This window comes from Roseivirga sp. UBA838, from assembly GCF_002296035.1.
Lineage (GTDB): Bacteria > Bacteroidota > Bacteroidia > Cytophagales > Cyclobacteriaceae > Roseivirga > Roseivirga thermotolerans.
Map to the genome: position 1 here is coordinate 92,111 of NZ_DBHC01000035.1, position 20,108 is coordinate 112,218.

General features: G+C 44.5%; 12 protein-coding genes. 6 read left to right on the forward strand and 6 right to left on the reverse strand.

The features are described 5' to 3' along the window. Positions 1–51: 51 nt before the first annotated feature. Positions 52–2,613, reverse strand: coding sequence for a M14 metallopeptidase family protein (locus B3O12_RS12635; RefSeq protein WP_286756530.1), 2,562 nt, complete (start codon positions 2,611–2,613; stop codon positions 52–54). A 356-nt stretch (positions 2,614–2,969) separates the two neighbouring features. Between B3O12_RS12635 and B3O12_RS12640 the strand changes: the two genes are divergently transcribed. The 6 genes from B3O12_RS12640 to B3O12_RS12665 all read left to right on the forward strand — a co-directional run bounded on the left by B3O12_RS12640 (position 2,970) and on the right by B3O12_RS12665 (position 13,670). Continuing rightward, positions 2,970–5,696, forward strand: coding sequence for a TonB-dependent receptor (locus tag B3O12_RS12640; protein ID WP_189629106.1), 2,727 nt, complete (start codon positions 2,970–2,972; stop codon positions 5,694–5,696). 127 nt (positions 5,697–5,823) lie between these two features. After that, complete coding sequence (locus tag B3O12_RS12645) at positions 5,824–6,624, forward strand: alpha/beta fold hydrolase (RefSeq protein WP_286756531.1); 801 nt, start codon at positions 5,824–5,826, stop codon at positions 6,622–6,624. Next, entirely contained in the window at positions 6,624–7,700 is a 1,077-nt protein-coding gene (locus B3O12_RS12650; RefSeq protein ID WP_286743828.1) for an efflux RND transporter periplasmic adaptor subunit, read from the forward strand. The genes B3O12_RS12645 and B3O12_RS12650 overlap by 1 nt, the downstream gene beginning before the upstream one ends. 1 nt (position 7,701) lies before the next feature. After that, positions 7,702–10,773, forward strand: coding sequence for an efflux RND transporter permease subunit (locus tag B3O12_RS12655; protein ID WP_189629109.1), 3,072 nt, complete (start codon positions 7,702–7,704; stop codon positions 10,771–10,773). A gap of 2 nt (positions 10,774–10,775) precedes the next feature. Next, positions 10,776–12,080: a TolC family protein gene (locus B3O12_RS12660; RefSeq protein WP_189629110.1), complete on the forward strand. Its 1,305-nt coding sequence runs from the start codon at positions 10,776–10,778 to the stop codon at positions 12,078–12,080. 195 nt (positions 12,081–12,275) lie between these two features. Further along, on the forward strand, positions 12,276–13,670 hold the full coding sequence (locus B3O12_RS12665; RefSeq protein ID WP_286756532.1) for a transglycosylase SLT domain-containing protein: 1,395 nt from the start codon (positions 12,276–12,278) through the stop codon (positions 13,668–13,670). Here the strand turns inward: B3O12_RS12665 and crtD are convergent. The 5 genes from crtD to B3O12_RS12690 form a co-directional block, all read right to left on the reverse strand. After that, entirely contained in the window at positions 13,656–15,122 is a 1,467-nt protein-coding gene (gene crtD, locus B3O12_RS12670) for a 1-hydroxycarotenoid 3,4-desaturase CrtD (RefSeq protein ID WP_286756533.1), read from the reverse strand. The genes B3O12_RS12665 and crtD overlap by 15 nt on opposite strands. A 147-nt stretch (positions 15,123–15,269) precedes the next feature. Further along, complete coding sequence (locus B3O12_RS12675; protein ID WP_286756534.1) at positions 15,270–16,523, reverse strand: NAD(P)/FAD-dependent oxidoreductase; 1,254 nt, start codon at positions 16,521–16,523, stop codon at positions 15,270–15,272. After that, positions 16,524–17,522, reverse strand: a complete 999-nt coding sequence (locus B3O12_RS12680; protein ID WP_286756535.1) for a 4-hydroxyproline epimerase — start codon at positions 17,520–17,522, stop codon at positions 16,524–16,526. A gap of 251 nt (positions 17,523–17,773) precedes the next feature. Then, positions 17,774–18,688, reverse strand: a complete 915-nt coding sequence (locus B3O12_RS12685) for a dihydrodipicolinate synthase family protein (RefSeq protein ID WP_286756536.1) — start codon at positions 18,686–18,688, stop codon at positions 17,774–17,776. Between the two features lie 84 nt (positions 18,689–18,772). Beyond that, the gene (locus tag B3O12_RS12690) at positions 18,773–19,831 is read right to left on the reverse strand and encodes a DUF4221 family protein (RefSeq protein WP_348655411.1); all 1,059 of its coding nucleotides are present in this window, start codon (positions 19,829–19,831) and stop codon (positions 18,773–18,775) included. Positions 19,832–20,108: the final 277 nt, after the last annotated feature.

The following is a 20,108-nucleotide window of genomic DNA, read 5'->3' on the forward strand; positions in this document are numbered from 1 at the left end:
CGTTTAGACAAAAGTAGGTAAAAAACTTTTTTACCGGGTTAAATAACTCAATTACCTGGCTGCGTAGCCATCAACAATTCGTCCAAAGAATATGGCATTCATCATTAGTTTGTTGGTGCCATACCAGAAAGCTCTGAAGTTAGGGTTGTCTACCAGCGAAACTACCCGGCCTCTGCCCAGTGCAGAAACTCGTATGGTAGAAGTACCTTTTAGGGCTTCCAGATTAGCCTGGCTGATCCACCCGGAAACAAGCGGTTCTTCCGTATATCTGCCAGCGTTGGCATATAGACTTTCTGAAGGCTCAATAAGAATGGTGCCTCGTTTAAAGGTGGGCAACATTTTTCGGTAATAGCCAAAGGTCATAGGGTGCGACAATTCAAGTTCGGACATGTACACTCCACCAGGGATATAGAGGGATCTGCTGTAGTTGTCTATCTTATCGTAAGGTACCTTATCTGTTTTGGGGTACTCTACCTCAACGGTTTTCAGGTTGGTCAGCTTGTTTCGTGCCATCCAGGTAACGGCCGAGCCCATACCAACGAGTGTTCCCCCTTTGCTTACCCAGCTTCTCAGGTTTTGCAGCTCGCCTTCCGACAAGTTCAGTCCACCGGTAAGTATTATAGTGTTGTACCGGTCAATGGCCGAAGATCCTACTCTGTCGGCTGGTAATTTGGTAACAAGCATGTTCATTCGTGTGTCCAGCAGGTGCCATACCTCTCCTGCATCGTAAGAACTACCAGCCTCTACAATCAGAGCTACTTCTGGTTTTTCCAGAGCTACAAAGCTATTGCTACCCAGGGCTACTCCATCGGTCAACCCCGATTTCATGGCATGCACATCCAGCCCGTCTTCACGCGCTATGCGCTGCATTTCATAAAAGAGATCGCTTTCTGAAAGCCTCTGCCCTACCACAGGCACAAGTATTGTCCCCCTGTCGAACAGCTTTTCTCCGGGGCCTGTAAACTGGCTGGTAGCCACTTTTATCCGCACTCCTTTTTCCAAAAGCCTGTTGGCAGCTCTTGGGGCATAATATCCGTGCCATTCAAAAAGGTAGGCATAAGCACTTTGTCCGCCTAAAACTTTACCCTCAGGAAAACTAATCTTATCTATTTTTTCTCCCAGTTGATTACGGCTGTAGTCTCGGCTGCTCATCTCGTGGTATTCCAGGTTAAAGGCCATGGGGTAGGTCCAGCCGGAAATATCGTAGAACAGGCTGTCTTTAAATGTTGTGCGCTGTTCGAACATGGCTTTTACCAGTTTATAGTTTCTTTGTTTTAGTGGTATGATGTAGCTGTTTTCAGAGGTATAGGTTTCTTCACCCATTTTTATGTTGCGCGAAGGGCGATAAAAATCTACTTCCTGAGCATTCAGTATCTCGGCCAAATGGTAGGCTCTCACTGGGTCTTTTTCTGCCTTAAACACATAAGCCTTGGTGTTGTCATTGTCAGCATCTTTAAGCACTTGCTTATAAAAATCGCGTTGGTAGGCCAAAAGCTCCTCGCGCATAGCCACAGAGGCTTTCCAGGTAGAAAGAGCAGTGTTGAACTGGTTTTTTATCGTAAACGGGAAGCGCAAAATACCATTGGCGCTTTCCTGAGCATGGCCTCTGGAGCTGGCTTGCTCAAAAAGAATTCCTATGCCTCCATTAATATCAGGAAAAGTAGAGCCTTTGCCATAATAGAAGTCATCGTAGCCTTCTTCAGTGAAGTACAGCGAACCCAAGCTGTCTAAGGCAGCAGCATGAAACTCACTAATCTTTGCGGTTAGCTCCTGATTAAGTTCGGGGGTAAGAGGGTGGGTGCGTTCGGGTACGCCCGGTTGAAAGAAGAAAGTAGAGTTGGTGCCCATTTCATGATGATCGGTGAGCACGTTGGGTTTCCATAAATGATACTTAGCTATGCGGTTTTTAGACTCGGGTTGTTGTACCGGTAGCCAATCCCTGTTCAGGTCGAACCAGTAATGATTGGTTCTTCCGCCCGGCCAGGCTTCACTATATTCCCTGTCGGCAGGGTCGGGGTTGATTTTTTTGCTTTTGTGCATGTTGGCCCATGTAGCAAATCGGTTTAGGCCATCCGGGTTAAAGCTTGGGTCTAGCAAGACCACGGAGTTCCTGAGCATTTGCTCTATTTCTGATCCCTGTGCTGCTGCCAGATAGTATGCCACTAGCATAGACGCGTTAGAGCCGCTCGGCTCATTGCCATGAATACTAAAACCCATATAGGTAACAACCGGCATTTTTTTGATATCGAACTTGTCGGCCTCGTTGGGGTAAGTAAGCCATACATGGTCACTTCTAATCTTATCGATCCCCGCATGGTTAGAAGGGTGTGTAATAGTAAGCAATAGCTGTGGTCTGCCTTCGTGAGTCTTGCCAATTTCTTCAATCGTTACGCGGTCTGAAGACCGGGCCAATTCTTTCATATAGTACACCAGCTTGTCGTGGGTTACGTGCCACTCGCCTACCTCATGCCCGATGACCGATGCGGGAGTTGGTATATTGGGGTTAAACGACACATTTTGAGGCAGATAGTAATCTAATGTTTGCGAAAAAGCAGTGCAGATTGTCAGGTAAAAAAGGGTCAGGAACAGCCCCCTTACAAAGAATTTTCCCATGATATAGTTGTTCTCAAAAGCAATATACTGATAACCTTTACTTAATGAAAGATTCTTAGGTTTCTTCAGGTAAAGTATGGTTTACATACAGAATTGACGTAATTTACTAATGGTTTGGTAGGACATATTTTTTGAGAGCCGGTGTGCAAGCCGGATTAGTGTAAACCAACCGAAAGAAAAAGTTCTGATATACAGCAAAATAGAAATGTTGAGTCTAAAAAATTTCGAATGTTAAGAATAGGTTAAAGGAGGGGCTGATTCGTAGCGAAATCATAACATTTGTCAACCAACCATGACTGCATACCTTTTTAATTTTGCGCCAACTGAATGTAGAAATACTATCTAAATTAACAACTATGAAGCAATTTTTACTTTGTCTGATGTTCTTAGCAGCATCTCAAGTATCACTGGCTCAGATTACCGGAAAGGTAATTGACGCAGAAACAAAAGATCCCCTTCCTGGGGCTACTGTTGTTCTGAAAGGAACTCAAACAGGAGAAATTACAGGATTCGATGGTTCTTTCCGTCTCAATGCAACGGAAGGTCAAACTCTTCAGGTTTCATTCATTGGTTTTGAAACTGTAGAAGTAGCAGCTAAAGCAGGAATGGTAGTTGAACTAGTTCCTAAAACCAATTTGCTTGGTGAGATTGTGATTTCTTCAAGTGTGATTGATGTTGCCAAGGAGCGAGAGACTCCGGTAGCCATTTCTACGATTACCCCGGCTGAAATCTCTTTGAAAGTAGGTAACATGGAGTTTCCTGAAATTATGAACAGAACTCCTGGTGTGTATGCTACTAAACAAGGTGGTGGATACGGTGATTCAAGAATCTCGCTTAGAGGTTTCGATCAGAGAAACACCTCATTCCTAATCAACGGACAGCCTGTAAACGATATGGAAAATGGCTGGGTATATTGGAGTAACTGGCAAGGTCTTACCGATGTTGCTTCAGGTATTCAGATTCAGAGAGGTCTTGGTGCCTCACGTTTGGCTGTTCCATCAGTAGGTGGTACAGTTTCTATTTTCACTAAAGCTGCCGAAATAGAAAGAGGCGGTACTTTTACTCAGGGAATTGGTAACGATGGTTACGTGAAAACAGGATTCTCTTACAACACTGGTAAAAACGACAAAGGATGGGCTTTCTCTGCCTTGTTGAGCAGATGGTCTGGAAACGGATATGTGAATGGTACCAGCGGTGAAGGCTGGACATACTTTGCAGCTTTGGGTTATGCTCCTGAAGGTTCTGCCCACAACTTTAACCTTACCCTATTGGGCGCAGGTCAGTGGCATCACCAAAGAAGCACATGGGTTTCTATCCGTGACTACATCAACTTTGGTGAGTCTGGTGTGGACAGAAGATGGAACACTGATGCCGGTGAACTTGGTGGAGAAGAATTCAATATGAGAAGAAACTTCTACAATAAGCCATTGGCTACATTCAACTGGGATTGGAAAATTAACGAGAGTGTGAAATTGGCTACTTCTCTTTACGGTTCTGCCGGTAGAGGTGGAGGAACAGGCCCAAGAGGTAACAACTTCCGTAACTCTGATATTGATCTTTATCCGTTCAGAAGAGACCTTACCGAGCACTTGCTAGAGAGAAACCTTGGTGCTGCTTCAAGAAATGCAGATGGTTCAATCAACTTCGATAATGTAGTAGCAGTAAACAGAGCTACAACATCTCCTTACACCGGTTCTATTTCAGGCTTCCAAGGTCAATTGATCGGTTCTAACGGCTTTAGAAATGACGGTGTAAACAGAGCAGTATTGGTGAGAAGAGCTTCAATGAACTCTCACAACTGGGTAGGTGCTATTTCTACTCTTGATTTTGACAAAGGAGATTGGAGATACTCTATTGGTATCGACTTGAGAAGCTACACTGGTTTCCACTACAGATCTTTGGAAAACCTTATGGGTCTTGACGGTTACTACTCTACTGGTAACAGCAACTCTGCCGGTCAAATCCAGAACACAACCATCAATGCTTCTCCATTCAGAAATACTGGTCTTGAAAGAGAAAAGATCGATTACTTCAACACAGGTATTGTAGGCTGGCAAGGACTTAACGGTCTTGTTGAGTACAACAACGAGACTAGCTTCACAGCTGTTCTTCAGGCAGGTATTTCAAACCAGTCGTTCAAAAGAGAAGACTTCTTCGATCAGCCTAATAACCCTATCTCTGAGAAGAAGAGCATTACTGGTGGATATTTAAAAGGTGGTGCTAACTACAATCTTGATGCTCGTTCAAACGTGTTCTTCAACGCTGGTTACATTTCAAGACAACCACTTTTCGATGCGGTGTTCCCTGGCTTTGCCAACGACATCAACGAAAATCTTCAAAACGAAGAGATTGTTTCAGTTGAGTTGGGTTATGGTTTCGTAAGCAACAACCTGAAAGTAAATATTAACGCTTACAACACCGTTTGGGGTAACAGATTCCAGACCAGAAGCGTGCCTTTGACCGGTGGTGCAACAGGTACCGCACAGTTCGATGATATCGATGTTCGTCACATGGGAGTTGAACTTGAAGTAGACTACCGTTACAACAGCAAGTTTAGAGTAAGAGGTATGGTTTCTGCCGGTGACTGGAGATACACTGACAACTTTGAAGGTGCAGTATTTGATGATAACAACCAGCCTGTACCGGGTAGAGCCAACGAAATTCTTTATGTTAAAGATGCTAAGGTTGGTGATGCCGCTCAGTTTACATCATTCATTGAGGGTGAGTACAAAATTGGTAAGTTCGTGTTCGATCTTGGTTACAGATTCGTTGATGGTTTGTATGCTGATTACTCAATCGAAGATTCAGACTTCTTCCAGGAAGACAACCAAGGTGCTTTGAAACTACCTTCTTACGGTCTTGTAGATCTTGGTGGTACAGTACGTTTCGATTTGATGGGTAACACTTCTTCTTTCAGAGTGAACGTGAACAACCTGTTCAACACCATTTACATTGCTGAGTCTGAAACTAACATCCACAGAGTTGATGAGTCTGCTCCTGCCTGGAAAGGTATCGACTACAGAAACTCAGTTTGGTTTGGTTTCGGAACTACTTGGAATGCTACTTTGAGAATTAACTTCTAATTCATTAGCTATAGAATTAAAAGCCCGGCCTCAAGCCGGGTTTTTTTTTGCCATCAAATTAAACCAAGTGTTCTTTGAACGGTCGAACTAAATCTTAGACCAGACGTTAAGTTTGCATCTAGCGGCTATGTTATATTACAAAACATACGAACATTCTACCTCGGCAGAGTGGGTCACCTTTGTGCACGGTGCCGGAGGCAGCTCCTCTATCTGGTTCAAACAGATAAAATCATTTAAGAAACACTACAACGTGTTGCTACTCGATTTAAGAGGGCATGGAAAATCGCAGGAAATATTCAGGCGCTACTTTACCAACGAGTATAATTTTGAAAACATAGCCAAAGACATACTTGAGGTACTCGACCATCTTAAAATTAGAAAGTCCCACTTTGTAGGTATATCGCTGGGAACAATTCTTATGCGCACGCTTTGCGAAATTGCCCCCCAACGAGTAAGCTCCCTGGTTATGGGAGGAGCCGTTACCCGCCTAAATATTCGCTCCAAAGTGTTGGTAGGTGTGGGCAATGCTACCAAAAGAATTATACCCTACATGTGGCTCTACAAGCTTTTCGCCTGGATTATTATGCCTCGCAAACGAAATCAGGAGTCGCGCATACTCTTTGCCAATCAAGCCAAAAAGCTTTGTCAGAAAGAATTCATTCGCTGGTTCAAACTCACCTATAAACTGAACCCGCTACTCAAATACTTCAACGAGAACGATACCCGATTACCAACCCTTTACTTAATGGGCAATGAAGACTATATGTTTTTGCCCCAGGTAATGGACTTGGTAACAAAACATTCCAACGCCTACCTGCGCGTAATCCCCGACTGTGGACATGTGTGCAACGTAGAACAGCCAGACGTATTTAATCGGATGGCGATGGAGTTTATCGATTCAAATTCTTTTAAAACGACCTTAAACTAATGAGTAAAGTATCGAGAATCGCTGTCATACTAGTGATTATTCTGGCGGTGGCTGCCTGGGCCGTATATCCGCGATTGGATGAGATAACCGGTTCTGAAAGTCAAGTCGCTCCGGTAGCCGCTCGTGGTGGTGGCGCACTACCCGTAAATATTAGTGTGGCCAAACCAAAGTACATCGAAAATAAAATAAAGATTACCGGAAGTATTTTACCGAATGAATCCATTGAACTGAAGAGTGAAGTTTCCGGATTGGTAATGAAGATTCATTTTCAGGAAGGGCAACGAGTAAAAAAAGGAGATCTGCTCATAAGCCTGAAAGACGATGAACTGAGAGCCCAACTGGAAAAGCTGCGTTATAGCAACCAGTTGGCGCGCGAAACAGAAGCTCGCCAGCAAAAGCTCCTCCAGAAAGAGGCCATAAGTCAAGAAGAGTATGATATTGCATTAACCAACCTGAACACAACCTCTGCAGATATTAAGCTGGTAGAAGCCCAGCTGGAAAAACTATCCATACGTGCACCTTTTGATGGTGTGCTGGGGCTTCGTCAGATAAGCGAAGGAGCTTATATAACCAACGGTACGGTAATAACAAACCTCTACAACCTTAATCCAATGAAGGTGGACTTTGCTATTCCCGGTAAATATGCCGGTAAGGTTCAGAAAGGTGATAAAATCAACTTTACAACCGATGCCTCCAACAAGATTTTCGAAGGTGAAGTATACGCCATAGAACCACGAATAGACGAAACTACACGAACGCTCAAGTTGAGAGCTCTTGCCGATAACAAAGACAACCAGCTAATGCCTGGCCAGTTTGCCAAAATAGAGTTGGTGATGGAAAGCATAGACAATGCACTCATGGTGCCTGCGGTCTCGGTAATTCCTGAGCTTAATGGCCATAGAATTTACCTGGCCAAAGGCGGAAAGGCAGTGATCAACAATGTAGAGATAGGTATCCGAACTGATGAAGAAGTTCAGATCATAAGCGGTATTGAACCCCGAGACTCTGTCATTACTTCAGGACTGTTGCAAATAAGACCCGGAGCAGCTATTCAAATCAATTCAGTGAAAAACTAGTATGGCCAGTTTATCTACTATAAGCATCAAGAGGCCAGTGTTAGCACTGGTAATGAACATTGTTATCGTTATCTTCGGTATCATTGGGTTTCTCTTTTTGGGCGTAAGAGAATTCCCTAGCGTAGACCCTCCGGTTATATCGGTTTCTACCTCCTACACCGGGGCTAATGCCGAAATTATTGAGTCTCAGATTACAGAACCTCTGGAAGAAGCCCTTAACAGCATAGCCGGTATAAAAACCCTCACCTCCATAAGTAGAGATGGTGGGAGCAGTATAAGTGCCGAGTTCGATTTGGGAGTAGACCTGGAGGCCGCGGCAAATGACGTGCGCGATAAGGTTGCCGGTGTGGTACGCAGACTGCCTCCCGATGTGGAGCCTCCGAATGTTTCGAAGGCTGATGCGGATTCAGGACCAATTATTTTTCTCAACATTTTTAGTAGTGAAAGAGACCTGCTGGAGCTTACTCTTCTGGCAGAAAATATATTCAAAGAGCGTGTGCAAACCATCCAAGGAGTAAGCTCGGTGCAGGTTTGGGGATCAAAACGTTATTCTATGCGTTTGTGGATGGATCCTGATAAACTTGCCGCTTACGAGCTTACTCCGCTGGATGTTCTTAATGCTGTAAACCGAGACAATGTAGAACTACCTTCGGGCAGAGTAGAAGGGGCCGAAACGGAGCTTACCGTGAGAACCATCGGGCGAATTAATACTCCCGAAGAGTACAACAACCTCATTGTGAAGGAGCAGGGAGATGTCATTGTGAGGTTTAGAGACATTGGAAGGGCTGTGTTGGCGCCTGAAAATGAGAGAACCATTCTAAAACGTAATGGAGTACCCATGGTGGGTATAGCTGTTGTTACTCAGCCCGGGTCGAACAACATAGAAATTGCCGATGCTTTTTACGAGCGAATAGAGCAAATAAAAAAGGATCTTCCGGCCGACATTGAGGTGGGTATTGGATTCGATAATACAACCTATATCCGAGAGTCCATTACAGAGGTTCAGCAAACCATTATTGTAGCTTTTGCGCTGGTGGTTGTCATTATTTTTCTCTTTCTGAGAGACTGGCGCACGACCGTTATTCCTATAGCCACCATCCCTATTTCGCTAATCGGAGCATTCTTTATCATGTATGTTTCCGGTTTTTCCATCAATGTACTTACCCTGCTGGGTATAGTGTTAGCCATTGGTTTGGTGGTTGACGATACCATTGTAGTATTGGAAAACATATACTCAAAAATAGAAGATGGGCTAGAGCCGCAAGAGGCGGGAGTGAAAGGCGCCAGCGAAATATTCTTTGCTGTAATTTCCACTACAGTGGCGTTGGTAGCTGTGTTTATGCCGGTAATCTTTTTACAAGGCCTTACCGGTAGGCTTTTCCGCGAATTCGGAGTGGTGGTGGCTGGAGCAGTAGTTATTTCATCGTTCGTGGCCCTTACGCTCACACCTATGATGAGTACCCGAATTCTTAAGAAAAGAGAAACACACAACTGGTTCTACAATGTTACCGAGCCATTCTTCGTAAGCCTCAATAAGCTATATGCCAACTCGTTGGAGTCTTTTATGAAAGTGCGCTGGATGGCCTTTGTAGTTGTGCTTCTATCAGGAGGAATGATTGCCCTCTTTTTGACAGGCAACAGAATTCCTGAAGAGATAGCCCCTTTGGAAGATCGTTCCAGTATCAGGGGTTTTGCTACCGGCCCTGAAGGAGCCACTTTCGAATACATGGATCGCTATGTTGACAGTGTGATTACGGCCATAGAAAAGGAAGTTCCGGAAAAGAGCGCCATCATCACTGTGACCTCTCCCGGCTTTGGAAACAGTGCCGTAAACTCTGCCCGTTTCTTCATAATTCTTAAAGACCCAGATGAAAGAGAGCGATCGCAACAGGAAATAGTAGACGATTTTACCCCTAAAATCAATAAGTATACAGAAGCACGGGCTTTTCTTTCGCAGCCTGCTACCATTGGTGACCGGAGAGGTTCGGGCTTTCCTGTACAATACGTTATTCAGGCACCCAATCTGGAAAAGCTAAAAGAAGTGTTGCCGGAGTTTATGCTAAAGGCTCAGCAAGCTCCTGAGTTCACTTTTGTAAACCTCGACCTCAAATTCAACAAGCCTGAGATAAAAATAGAAATCGATCGGGAGAAAGCGCGATCGCTTGGACTCTCGGTGCGCGATATTGCACAAACACTGCAACTGGGTCTTTCCGGCCAGCGTTTTGGCTTCTTCATTTTAGACGGAAAGCAATACCAGATTATTGGTCAGGTAGATAGAGAAAACAGAAACGATCCGCTAGACCTTAAAACGCTATATGTGAGAAATAGCCAGGGTAATCTTATTCAGTTAGATAACCTTGTTACGCTCACAGAGAGTAGCTCTCCCCCCCAACTTTACCGGTTCAATCGTTTTGCTTCAGCTACCGTTTCGGCTAGTTTGGCCCCAAAAGTAACTACAGGTCAGGGTATAGAGGCTATGGATCGTGTGGCCGAAGAGGTGCTCGATGAGTCTTTCCAGACTGACCTGGCCGGCCAGTCTCGTGAGTTTAGAGAAAGCACCAACAGCTTATATTTTGCTTTTGGCTTTGCTCTCGTACTTATCTACCTCGTGCTCTCGGCTCAGTTCGAAAGTTTTGTCGACCCGCTCATCATTATGTTCACCGTTCCCCTGGCTTTGGCAGGAGCACTGCTGGTGCTGTGGAGGTACGAAGAGTCACTCAACATTTTTAGCCAAATAGGTATTATAATGCTGGTTGGTTTGGTTTCCAAAAACGGAATACTCATAGTAGAGTTTGCCAATCAGCGAAAGGCCCAGGGGCTCAGTGTAACTGAGGCAATTCTCGATGCTTCAAAATCTCGCTTCCGCCCAATTCTTATGACCTCTTTTTCGACCATCCTTGGCATTTTGCCCATAGCCCTGGCTTTGGGTGCGGGGGCAGAAAGCAGGGTGTCTATGGGAGTGGCCATCATAGGTGGGTTGGTGTTTTCTACCATTCTTACACTTTATGTGATCCCGGCCATGTATTCTTATTTCACCAGCAAGAAAAGTAGATTGGCCAGAACTACCGTTTAGTTATGAAGAAAGTTATTAGCTATATCCTCTTAGTTTTAGTTTCTACCATGCTGCATGCACAGGAAAAGCTGAGTCTGCAGCAGGCAGTGAGCATTGGACTAGAAAAGAATCTTAACATTAAAATTTCGGAGAAGGCTGTGGAACAAACCACAAACGACTACGAGAAAAGTGTTGGTGCCTTTTTGCCACAAGTGAGCATTACTGCCGGCAAAAGCTTTTCGAACACCAATGTGAGACAGCAGTTTGTGAATGATGACTCCCCGAGAGAAATCAATGGGGCCAAATCGAATACACTAGATGTGAGTCCCAATTTGAGGTGGACTATTTTCAATGGCCTGGGGATGTTTCATACCCGAGACCGTATAGCCGAAACCATGGGCCTGGCCGAAGATGATCTGAAGATTCAGATTGAAAATACCATAGCGCAAATTTCTACGGCCTACTACCGCTTGGTACTAGAAAAAGAGAGACTTCGGGTATTGGAAGAGGCTTTAAAGCTTTCGGCCGACCGGGTAGAACTGGCCAAAACCCGATATGAAGTAGGAAAAACCTCTAAGCTGGACTATCTGCAGGCACAGGTAGACTATAATGCTGATCAGTCTAACGTACTCAACCAGAAAGAAGTGGTCTTTAATGCGCAGGTAGATCTGAATAGGCTAATGGGCACCGGACTGGATGCACAATACGAAACAGATGCTAACTTTTCAGCCAATGAAAGCCTGCAAATTGAGAGCCTGTTGGCAAGCGCACAACTCAATAACCCCGGTCTTTTGAGAGCTCAACGCAACCGGGAAATTGCCTATTTGCAGAGCAAAGAAATTGGGGCAGAAAGATTTCCTCAGTTATCCCTCAATTTCGGTTACAACTTTAACGACCGTAACTCCGATGCCGGTTTCCTCATTAGCAATACTTCAAAAGGGATTAATTATGGGATAACTGCCTCATGGAATATTCTGAACGGTTTCGATGTGAAGAGACGTATGCAGAATGCTCAAATTCAAATTGAAACCCGTGAGTTGGAAATTGAAAACATGAAGCTTCAATTAGAGTCGGATTTAAGAAAGGCCTTCATTAATTACCAAAACAGCATAGCCCTTAGGGCATTGGAAGAGCAGAACTTTTCCATTGCTGAGGAGAACTATGATATTGCTTTGGAACGATACAAACTGGGCAATGCTACACCGCTTGAAATTCGTGAAGCCCAGATTAACTTCGTTCAGGCCGAGTTGCGCAAAATCCAGGCTTCTTTTAGTGTAAAAGTACAGGAAATAGAACTTAACAGGCTGGCTGGTAACAACCTTCAATAGGGTATTCGTTTGAATTTCTGAGCCGTTCTCATTATCTTCTTTCAACCTGAAAATAAACCAATTGCGGTTTTTCGGGTTTTATTGAAGGACATGATACTTTTCAGAATCAAGAATAGTTCATTGATATTCAGCTTGTTAGTTTCCTCTTTTTTGTTGGCCTGCTCGAATGGTCAAGGTGGCAAAGGGGGCCAGCAAGTGGCTAAAGAAGAGCCCGTTTTCTTTGATCTGGAGCAGATCAAACAGCGGGGTAGCCTCATTGCGGTAGTAGACAACAGCACAACCAGCTACTTTATATACAGGGGCCGTCCCATGGGATATGAGTATGAGCTACTAACACGTTTTGCTAAATCGCTTAAGGTAGAGCTTCAGATTGTACTTACTCCCAACTTGGAGAAGGCTTTTGAAATGTTGAACAATGGTGAAGCCGACCTGATGGCCTATCACCTGGCCATTACTCGTGAACGAGCAGAGCGAGTGGCCTTTACAGAGCCGCACAATACGGTAAGGCAAGTGTTGGTGCAAAAGAAACCGGACAACTGGCGCCAGTTAAAGCAACATCAGATTGATGCCTCGCTTATTCGTAATCCCTTAGACTTGGCTGGAGAAACTGTGCATGTGAGAAAAGGGTCCTCATTTGCCGAGCGCCTTGAGAACCTTTCAGACGAAATAGGAGCAGATATTCATATAGTGGAAATTGAAGGCGATGTAGACACCGAGTCACTCATTAAGCAGGTAGCTACCGGAGAAATAGACTATACGGTGGCCGATGAGGATGTGGCTCTCATTAATGTGAGTTATAACCCGATTCTGGACGTTTCCACCGAACTGAGTTTTCCCCAACAGATTGCCTGGGCCTTGCGCAAAAACAGCCTGCAACTTAAAGAGGCTGCAGACCAATGGCTTCAGGCCATGAAGCGAGAGCCCGATTTTTACGTGATTTACGACAAGTATTTTAGAAGTAGCAAAAACCAGAGAATACGGGCTACCAGCGATTACTCTTCTATCAGCCAGGGTAAAATATCTCCTTACGATGAAATAATTATGGATGCCGCCAGCGGTTTAGGTATAGATTGGTTGCTTTTGGCCTCGGTAATATATCAGGAATCCAAGTTCAATCCCAGGGTAGAATCATGGGCTGGGGCTAAGGGGTTAATGCAACTTACCTCTCAGGTAATTGATGAGTATGAGGTTGAAGATGTGTACAATCCGGAAGAAAACATTGAAGCCGGAGTAAACCATTTGAAGTGGCTTATGACGTATTGGGAAAGTGAGATCGAAGACGAAGAAGAGCGACTGCGCTTTAGCTTGGGAGCCTATAATGTAGGGCAGGGACACGTAAGAGACGCCATGAAGCTGGCCGAGAAATTTGGTGAAGACCCAACCAGTTGGGAGGTTGTAGCTAAGTATTTAATTAAGAAATCAACGTCTGAATATTATACCGACCCTGTGGTTCAGTTTGGCTATTGTCGTGGTTCGGAGCCGGTAAACTATGTAAAGCAAATTATGCATCGGTACACTCAGTACAGAGCCTTCTACTCTAACCAAGAGGCCGATAGTACACAGATAGTAGAGGCATCACTGATTCATTAGTTTATCCACCAGTTTTGCTGACGAAAGACAAAGAGGTATCCCTCCACCAGGGTGTACACTGCCTCCGCAAAAATAGAGATGCCTGATTTTGGAAGAAAAATTGGGGTGCCTTAGAAAAGCAGCAAACTTGTTGTTAGAGCTATTTCCGTAGAGAGCACCAGCTACGCTACTTGTTTTTAACTCAATAAGCCTGGGGTCTAACACCGACTCCTCTTCAATAAAAGATTCTATGTTGGTGCCGAGGTTTTCAGAAAGCTTATTAATGATAGCCTTTCGGGCATATTGTATCAGGTAGTCCCAATCTTGCCCCTGGTTGTTGGGTACATTAATCATGGTAAACCAATTCTGGCAACCGCTTGGAGCATCGGAAGGATTCATAACGGAAGTTATGTTCACATAAACAGTTGGGTCTTTAAAAAGGCTGCCTTTATCGAATATATGTTCGAATTCGCGCTTGTAGTCAGAAGTAAAGAAGATGTTGTGTAAGCCCAATTGAGGAAAGCTTTTTTTTATGCCCCAGTAGAAAATAAGGGCAGAGCTGGACTTGGGTTGGTTCAATAACTTTTTAGGTTGATGTTGATCTTTCAGCAATGTTCTATAAGCCGCAACCATATCCATATTACACACAATTCTGTCGGCCTTATGAAAGCCCATGTGGGTGTCTATTCCCTTAGCCGTGCCGTTGTGCACCACAATTTTTTGTACGGTAGTATTGAAGTAAAACCGAACGCCAACCTTTTCTGCTAATTCATACAAAGTCTGGGTAATGCTGTGCATACCCCCCTTGGGGAAATAGGCACCAATACCAAATTCCAGATGAGGAATGATGTTAAGTGTGGCTGGTGTTTGGTATGGATCAGAACCATTGTATGTGGCATATCTGTTGAAAAGTTGTGTGGTTTTTTCGTTTTCGAACCGCTTGGAATTGGCTTCGTGCATGGTTCGGTTAAAATCGAACTTATGTAACCTGGAGTAGGCCGCAAAGGCCTTTGTACTCAACCATGTACCGGGCTTGTGAAGGCTTTTTTCTATAAAGAGTGGAGCCAATTGACTGTATAACCACTGGCTTTGGTTTAAGGCGGCTTCTACATTTTCTTTGGGCTCGTTAAGTTTTTCAAGAAACTCTTGTTTTAGCTTTTCTCTGTCGGCCCAGGCTGTAAGCTTGGTGCCATCCGGGAAGAAGTAGCGGCAAGTTTCATCCAGTTGCTCATAAACAAATGAGTCGGCCGGATTCATGCCACAAAGTTCAAAAAGCTCATCTACCAAAGCAGGAAGGGTAAACAGAGAGGGGCCGGCATCAAAGCGATAAGCTCCAAGCCGGATTTCGGAAAGCTTACCTCCCGGGTAGTTGTTGGCTTCGAATACAGAAACCGTATAACCTCTTTTGGCCAGGCGAATAGCAGCGGCAATACCGGCTATCCCTGAACCAATAACAATAGCAGTTTTGGCCATGGATTAGTAGTCTGAAAATTGGAGGTTGAGGCTTCCTAAAATCCGAACGAATTCAATTGAATCCAAAGGATAAAAACCAAAGAAGGGTTTTTTTGTTTACCAGAGGACTAATTCGCTCTTTAATTGAGAGCAAAATACTAAAATATTTTAAGCATAGCGGTCTACCCCAATTAGGGGAGATTGAATAGACATCTTTTTCTCTGTTATTTGTTCGGCCAAAAGGTGTCCGGTTACTGGGCCGAGGGTCCAGCCCAGCATGGCGTGTCCGGTGCCAATGTACAGGTTATTGGCTTTTTTGGTGCCTCCTATGTAAGGCAATCCGTCAGGGGTGCAAGGGCGCAGCCCCGCCCAGGGTTTAACGGTGCTAAAGTCTACATCGCGGAAGTCGGGCATAAACTCTTTAATGCTCTTTACAATGCCGTTGATACGGTTTTGTCGGATGTCATGATTGTGACCGGAAAGTTCCATGGTTCCTGCAAAACGTAAGCCGTCCTGCATGGGCGTAGTAGCTAACCTGCCTTCTACTAAAATGGCCGGCAACGAAGTCATTTTGGGTGGGTTGTTGAGCATAAAGCTATAGCCTTTTCCCGGCTGGAGAGGAATGTTCAACCCCACTTGCTTGGCCAGAAGGGGAGACCAGGAGCCGGCTGTTATCACTACATGATCGGCTTCAAAGCTGTTGTCTTGTGTAGTTACGCGGGTTATTCTTCCATTGTCGCGCACCAACTTTGTTAGTGTTTGCCCATAATGAATTTTGACGCCTAGTGCTGCTACCTTTTGCTGAAACAACTTCATAAACTGATGTGGGGTCATCCAGGCATCGCAGGCAAAATAGACGGACCCATGCATGTCGTATTTCACGGCAGGTTCCAGGCGTTCCGTTTCCTCGCGTGTGAGTACTTCTGCTTCCAGTCCCATCTTCTGGGCCATTTCTACCAGTTCTACTTCATGCTTTAAGGTTTGCTCCGTTTTACAGATCATCAGCAAGCCGGGCTTTTTGTAGCCTGCATCAATTTGCTCTTCATGAATGATTTGCTCATAAAGATGCTGTGATTTTACCATCAGGTCGCGCAGTACCGGAGCTGCCGCCTGAACTTTGCCATGGGTAGCTGCTTTCTTAAACAACCAGCCCCAGCGCAGCAGATCACTGTTAAGCCTGGGTTTAATATAAAATGGACTTTCCGGATTCAGCATCCAGCGCAGCCCCTGGCTAATGATACCGGGTGAAGCCAAAGGAATAAGATGGCTCGGAGAAACGTAGCCCGCGTTGCCAAATGAACAGTTATTGTTGCCATCTCCGGCATCAATAATTTCTACCTGCAGCCCTCGCTTTTGTAGATAATACGCGGTGCTAAGCCCTACAATGCCTGCGCCTACTACTAAAACCCGTTGTGTACTCATTTATATTACGCTAAACCCATAAGCATAAGGGTCGGAGTCGTCAATCAATATGGTGTTGTAGCCGGTTATTTTGGCCCAGCCTTCAATACTTGGAATAATGGCTGGCCGATCGCCACACTGGGTTTGTTCTTCTACCCTACCCACAAACTGACTCCCGATTATGCTTTCATGAACGAATTTATCACCTTTTTTGAGTTTTCCATGGGCAGCTAGTTGCGCCATACGTGCAGAAGTGCCTGTGCCACAAGGCGAACGGTCTATGGCTTTTTCGCCATAGAAGACAGCATTGCGGGCGTCAGACCCGGGCTGCGTGGGTTGGCCGGTCCACATTACATGAGAAAGACCCTGAATTTTTTCATCGATGGGATGAATAAAATTGTGTTGTTCATTGAGTATGGCTCGAATGGCTCGACTCCAACTCACAAGTTCGAGAGCCGAATAGTCAGCCAAATCGCTATAGTTTTCTTGTGTTTCTACAATGGCATAGAAGTTACCACCATAGGCCACATCTACCTGTAGCCGACCCAACTGGGGGCAGTCAACCTCTATTTTACTTTGGTGTAAATAGGAGGCAATGTTGGTGATTTTTACAGACTTAACTTCATAACCCTCCTGAACATATTCGGCCACTACCAGCCCCGCAGGTGTCTCTAAGCGCAATATGCCGGGTGTCTTTGGACTAACCAGCCCTTCTTCCAGCATTATGGTAACGGTGCCGATGGTACCATGCCCGCACATGGGTAGGCAACCACTGGTTTCGATATACAACACACCGATATCGTTTTGTGGGTCGGAAGGTGGGTAAAGTATGGATCCGGACATCATGTCGTGCCCGCGAGGTTCAAACATGAGTCCTCTGCGAATCCAGTCATACTTCTCCATGAAGTGCAATCTTTTTTCGCGCATGGTTGCGCCTTCCAAAGGAGGCCCCCCACCGGCAACGAGTCTCACAGGGTTGCCACAGGTATGGGCATCGATACAAAAGAACCTCTTTTTCAAGGGCGTATGGTTAGTTTAAGTTATATTTTTTTGTCCGTCAGGTTCGCTTTCAAAGTTTAGGATTGTCCCTTCAGAATGGTGGAGGTCAAAAGATAAAACTTTGATTTACCTCTGCTCTAACCCGATGTCATTCCGAACGGGTTTGCCCACAAGTAGGCTTGTTTCAGAATCGTAAGGAAATTGTAACCTAATACTGAGAAGACCCTGATCCCGAAGTCTCGGGACAAGGTGACGATCCTGACTTAGCTTCTCTAAATATTGAGGTAATCTGGCAGAACCGGTCGGTTTTTCAAACCCTCATCAATAATTTGAAGCACTTTTTTTCTTTCCTCTCCATGTAGAGGGAGTCTGGGTGCTCTCACATTTTCTGTGCCTATGCCGGTCGCCACTTCGGCCAGTTTAATGTTTTGAACAAGTTTGGAATTAATGTCCAGTTCAAGAAGCGGTAAAAACCAGCGATATATGTCTCTGGCTTCCTTGATTTTCCCCGCTTTTTGCAATCGATATATGGCAACGGTTTCGGCAGGAAAGGCACATACCAGCCCCGCAACCCATCCATCGGCACCCATGAGCATGCTCTCCAAAGCCAGAGTGTCTACTCCTGAAAGTATTTTGAACCGGTCGCCAAAGCGGTTTCTCATTCGGGTAACGTTAGAGATGTCTCGGGTTGACTCTTTAACGGCCTGTATATTTTCACACTCCATTAGCGACTCGAACATATCCAGGGTTACCTCAATCTTATAGTCTATCGGATTGTTGTAGATCATTATGGGCAAGTCGGTGGATTGGGCCACTGCTTTAAAGTAAGTTACCGTTTCGTGATCATCGGCTTTGTAACGCATAGGAGGCAACATCATCAAGCCATTGGCTCCATTGGCTTTGGCCTTTTCTGCTGCTTTTATGGCTCCTTTGGTGGTTTGCTCGGCAATATTCATTACTACCGGCACCTTACCTTTAGCCAGCTCTGCAGTGTACTTTACAAGTTCATCTTTCTCGTCTTCCATCAATGAGCTGGCCTCTCCAAGGGTGCCTCCAAGTATTATTCCGTCAACTCCTGCGCTTAGCTGGGCTTCGATGTTTTTAGCAAACATTTCATGATCAAGGCGGTCGTCTGCCGTAAATTTGGTGGTAACAGCCGGGTACACCCCTTCCCAATTCACTTTCATAGCTTAAATTTTTCTCAAAGCTACGGTAGCTGATAGAGCCCTGCTTCTTAGAAATTGATCAATAGTGATGAGATATTTGCATAATCATTGCTGCTTCGCTTCGCTCACTCGTTGTGGGATGAGTAAATCGAACTTAATTACTCCCTCATTCTCCATGTAATGCTCAAAATCGGCAATGTATATTCCTTCCTTAGAGGTAAAGAAAACCGAAGTGGTATACTGCTTGGGTACTTTATACTCACCAATCTTTTGTAGGTGTCTGTCGGCAATGATAAATGTTTTTCTTAAGTGGGATGCTCCCGATTGAATTTCCTCCTTACTCCTTGGAAGAAAAGTTTCGCGGATAAAGTACTCTTCCTTAGCATTTGGAAAGTAGAGTACTTTATAATACTTGGGGTTCATTTGGCTGATGTTACTCCTTTCTTCATAAGTAGACATGTCCATATAGTCGGAGAGGTTAGAAGAGTAGGGCTTAATGTTGTTGAAGTATTCTGAACCTAGAGTGAGCTTTTTATTCAACTGTCCATCTTGGGAGTAAGTGTATATATGAGGTTCTATTCCATAACTGATAATGAATTCCTTTCTTTTTTCAGCGTAGCAGCTGAAGGTATTGGTGGAGTAGTTAATGCCCCAGCAGTGTGTTGCGTATGATTGAGGAGGGAAAATGAGGCCTGTTAAATTTTCAGTGGCCAGGTTGAACTCAAGTAGAACGGGTTTGTTGCCAAAGTTGGTGTCGGGTAATCCCTGAGCGTTTATGTAAATCTTTTTCCCATGTCTATATAATCGGTTGTCGTTGGTTATCGCAAAATTGAATGGACCATTGGAGCGGAAAAGGTCAGATTCACCAAAGTTGTATGTTCTCAGTTTTTCACCCCTTCCATTAAATAGAAAGGCCCTGAGTTCCCAGCCGTTATAGATAAATACCGAGTCCATGCCAATGGGTAGATGGGCAATAAGGTCTTTGCGATTCCCGATACCATCAGGTCCCTCACTTTGAAATGATACAACCTTAAACGATTTGCCGCTGTCAGCGTCATAGTAGTGTAGGTTACCAGTTAGTTGATTAAAAAAGGTGAAGAATGTTTTTCCTTTATACTCGAACTGGTTGAGGTTATTGTTAAACAGTCCTTGAGTGGAATCCAACGTTAGAATAATTGAGCTAGATGGTGCTAATGTGCTGGTTTTTTTATGGTTCCAATCTGTTGAATTGATTTTGTTTTCTTTTGAACAAGAAAACAAAATCAAAAAGATTATTAGAATAAAAAGACAATATAACTTCATTAGTTTGGTAGGGTTGCTTAATTAAGTGGCAAGACTCAGGAGATCCTATTTGAAAACCCTTTTTTGCTTAGCTTATAACCATTTTTGGATGTTTAACCAATGACATGGCTTGTTAGTAAGTGTTTTACATTCCATGGGT

What these genes read in the sequence shown, in the direction of transcription:
- B3O12_RS12655 (WP_189629109.1), top strand. Translation starts at nt 7,702, where the DNA reads ATGGCCAGTTTATCTACTATAAGCATCAAGAGGCCAGTGTTAGCACTG.
- B3O12_RS12645 (WP_286756531.1), top strand. Translation starts at nt 5,824, where the DNA reads ATGTTATATTACAAAACATACGAACATTCTACCTCGGCAGAGTGGGTC.
- B3O12_RS12640 (WP_189629106.1), top strand. Translation starts at nt 2,970, where the DNA reads ATGAAGCAATTTTTACTTTGTCTGATGTTCTTAGCAGCATCTCAAGTA.
- B3O12_RS12635 (WP_286756530.1), bottom strand. Translation starts at nt 2,613, where the DNA reads ATGGGAAAATTCTTTGTAAGGGGGCTGTTCCTGACCCTTTTTTACCTG.
- crtD (WP_286756533.1), bottom strand. Translation starts at nt 15,122, where the DNA reads ATGGCCAAAACTGCTATTGTTATTGGTTCAGGGATAGCCGGTATTGCC.
- B3O12_RS12675 (WP_286756534.1), bottom strand. Translation starts at nt 16,523, where the DNA reads ATGAGTACACAACGGGTTTTAGTAGTAGGCGCAGGCATTGTAGGGCTT.
- B3O12_RS12650 (WP_286743828.1), top strand. Translation starts at nt 6,624, where the DNA reads ATGAGTAAAGTATCGAGAATCGCTGTCATACTAGTGATTATTCTGGCG.
- B3O12_RS12660 (WP_189629110.1), top strand. Translation starts at nt 10,776, where the DNA reads ATGAAGAAAGTTATTAGCTATATCCTCTTAGTTTTAGTTTCTACCATG.
- B3O12_RS12685 (WP_286756536.1), bottom strand. Translation starts at nt 18,688, where the DNA reads ATGAAAGTGAATTGGGAAGGGGTGTACCCGGCTGTTACCACCAAATTT.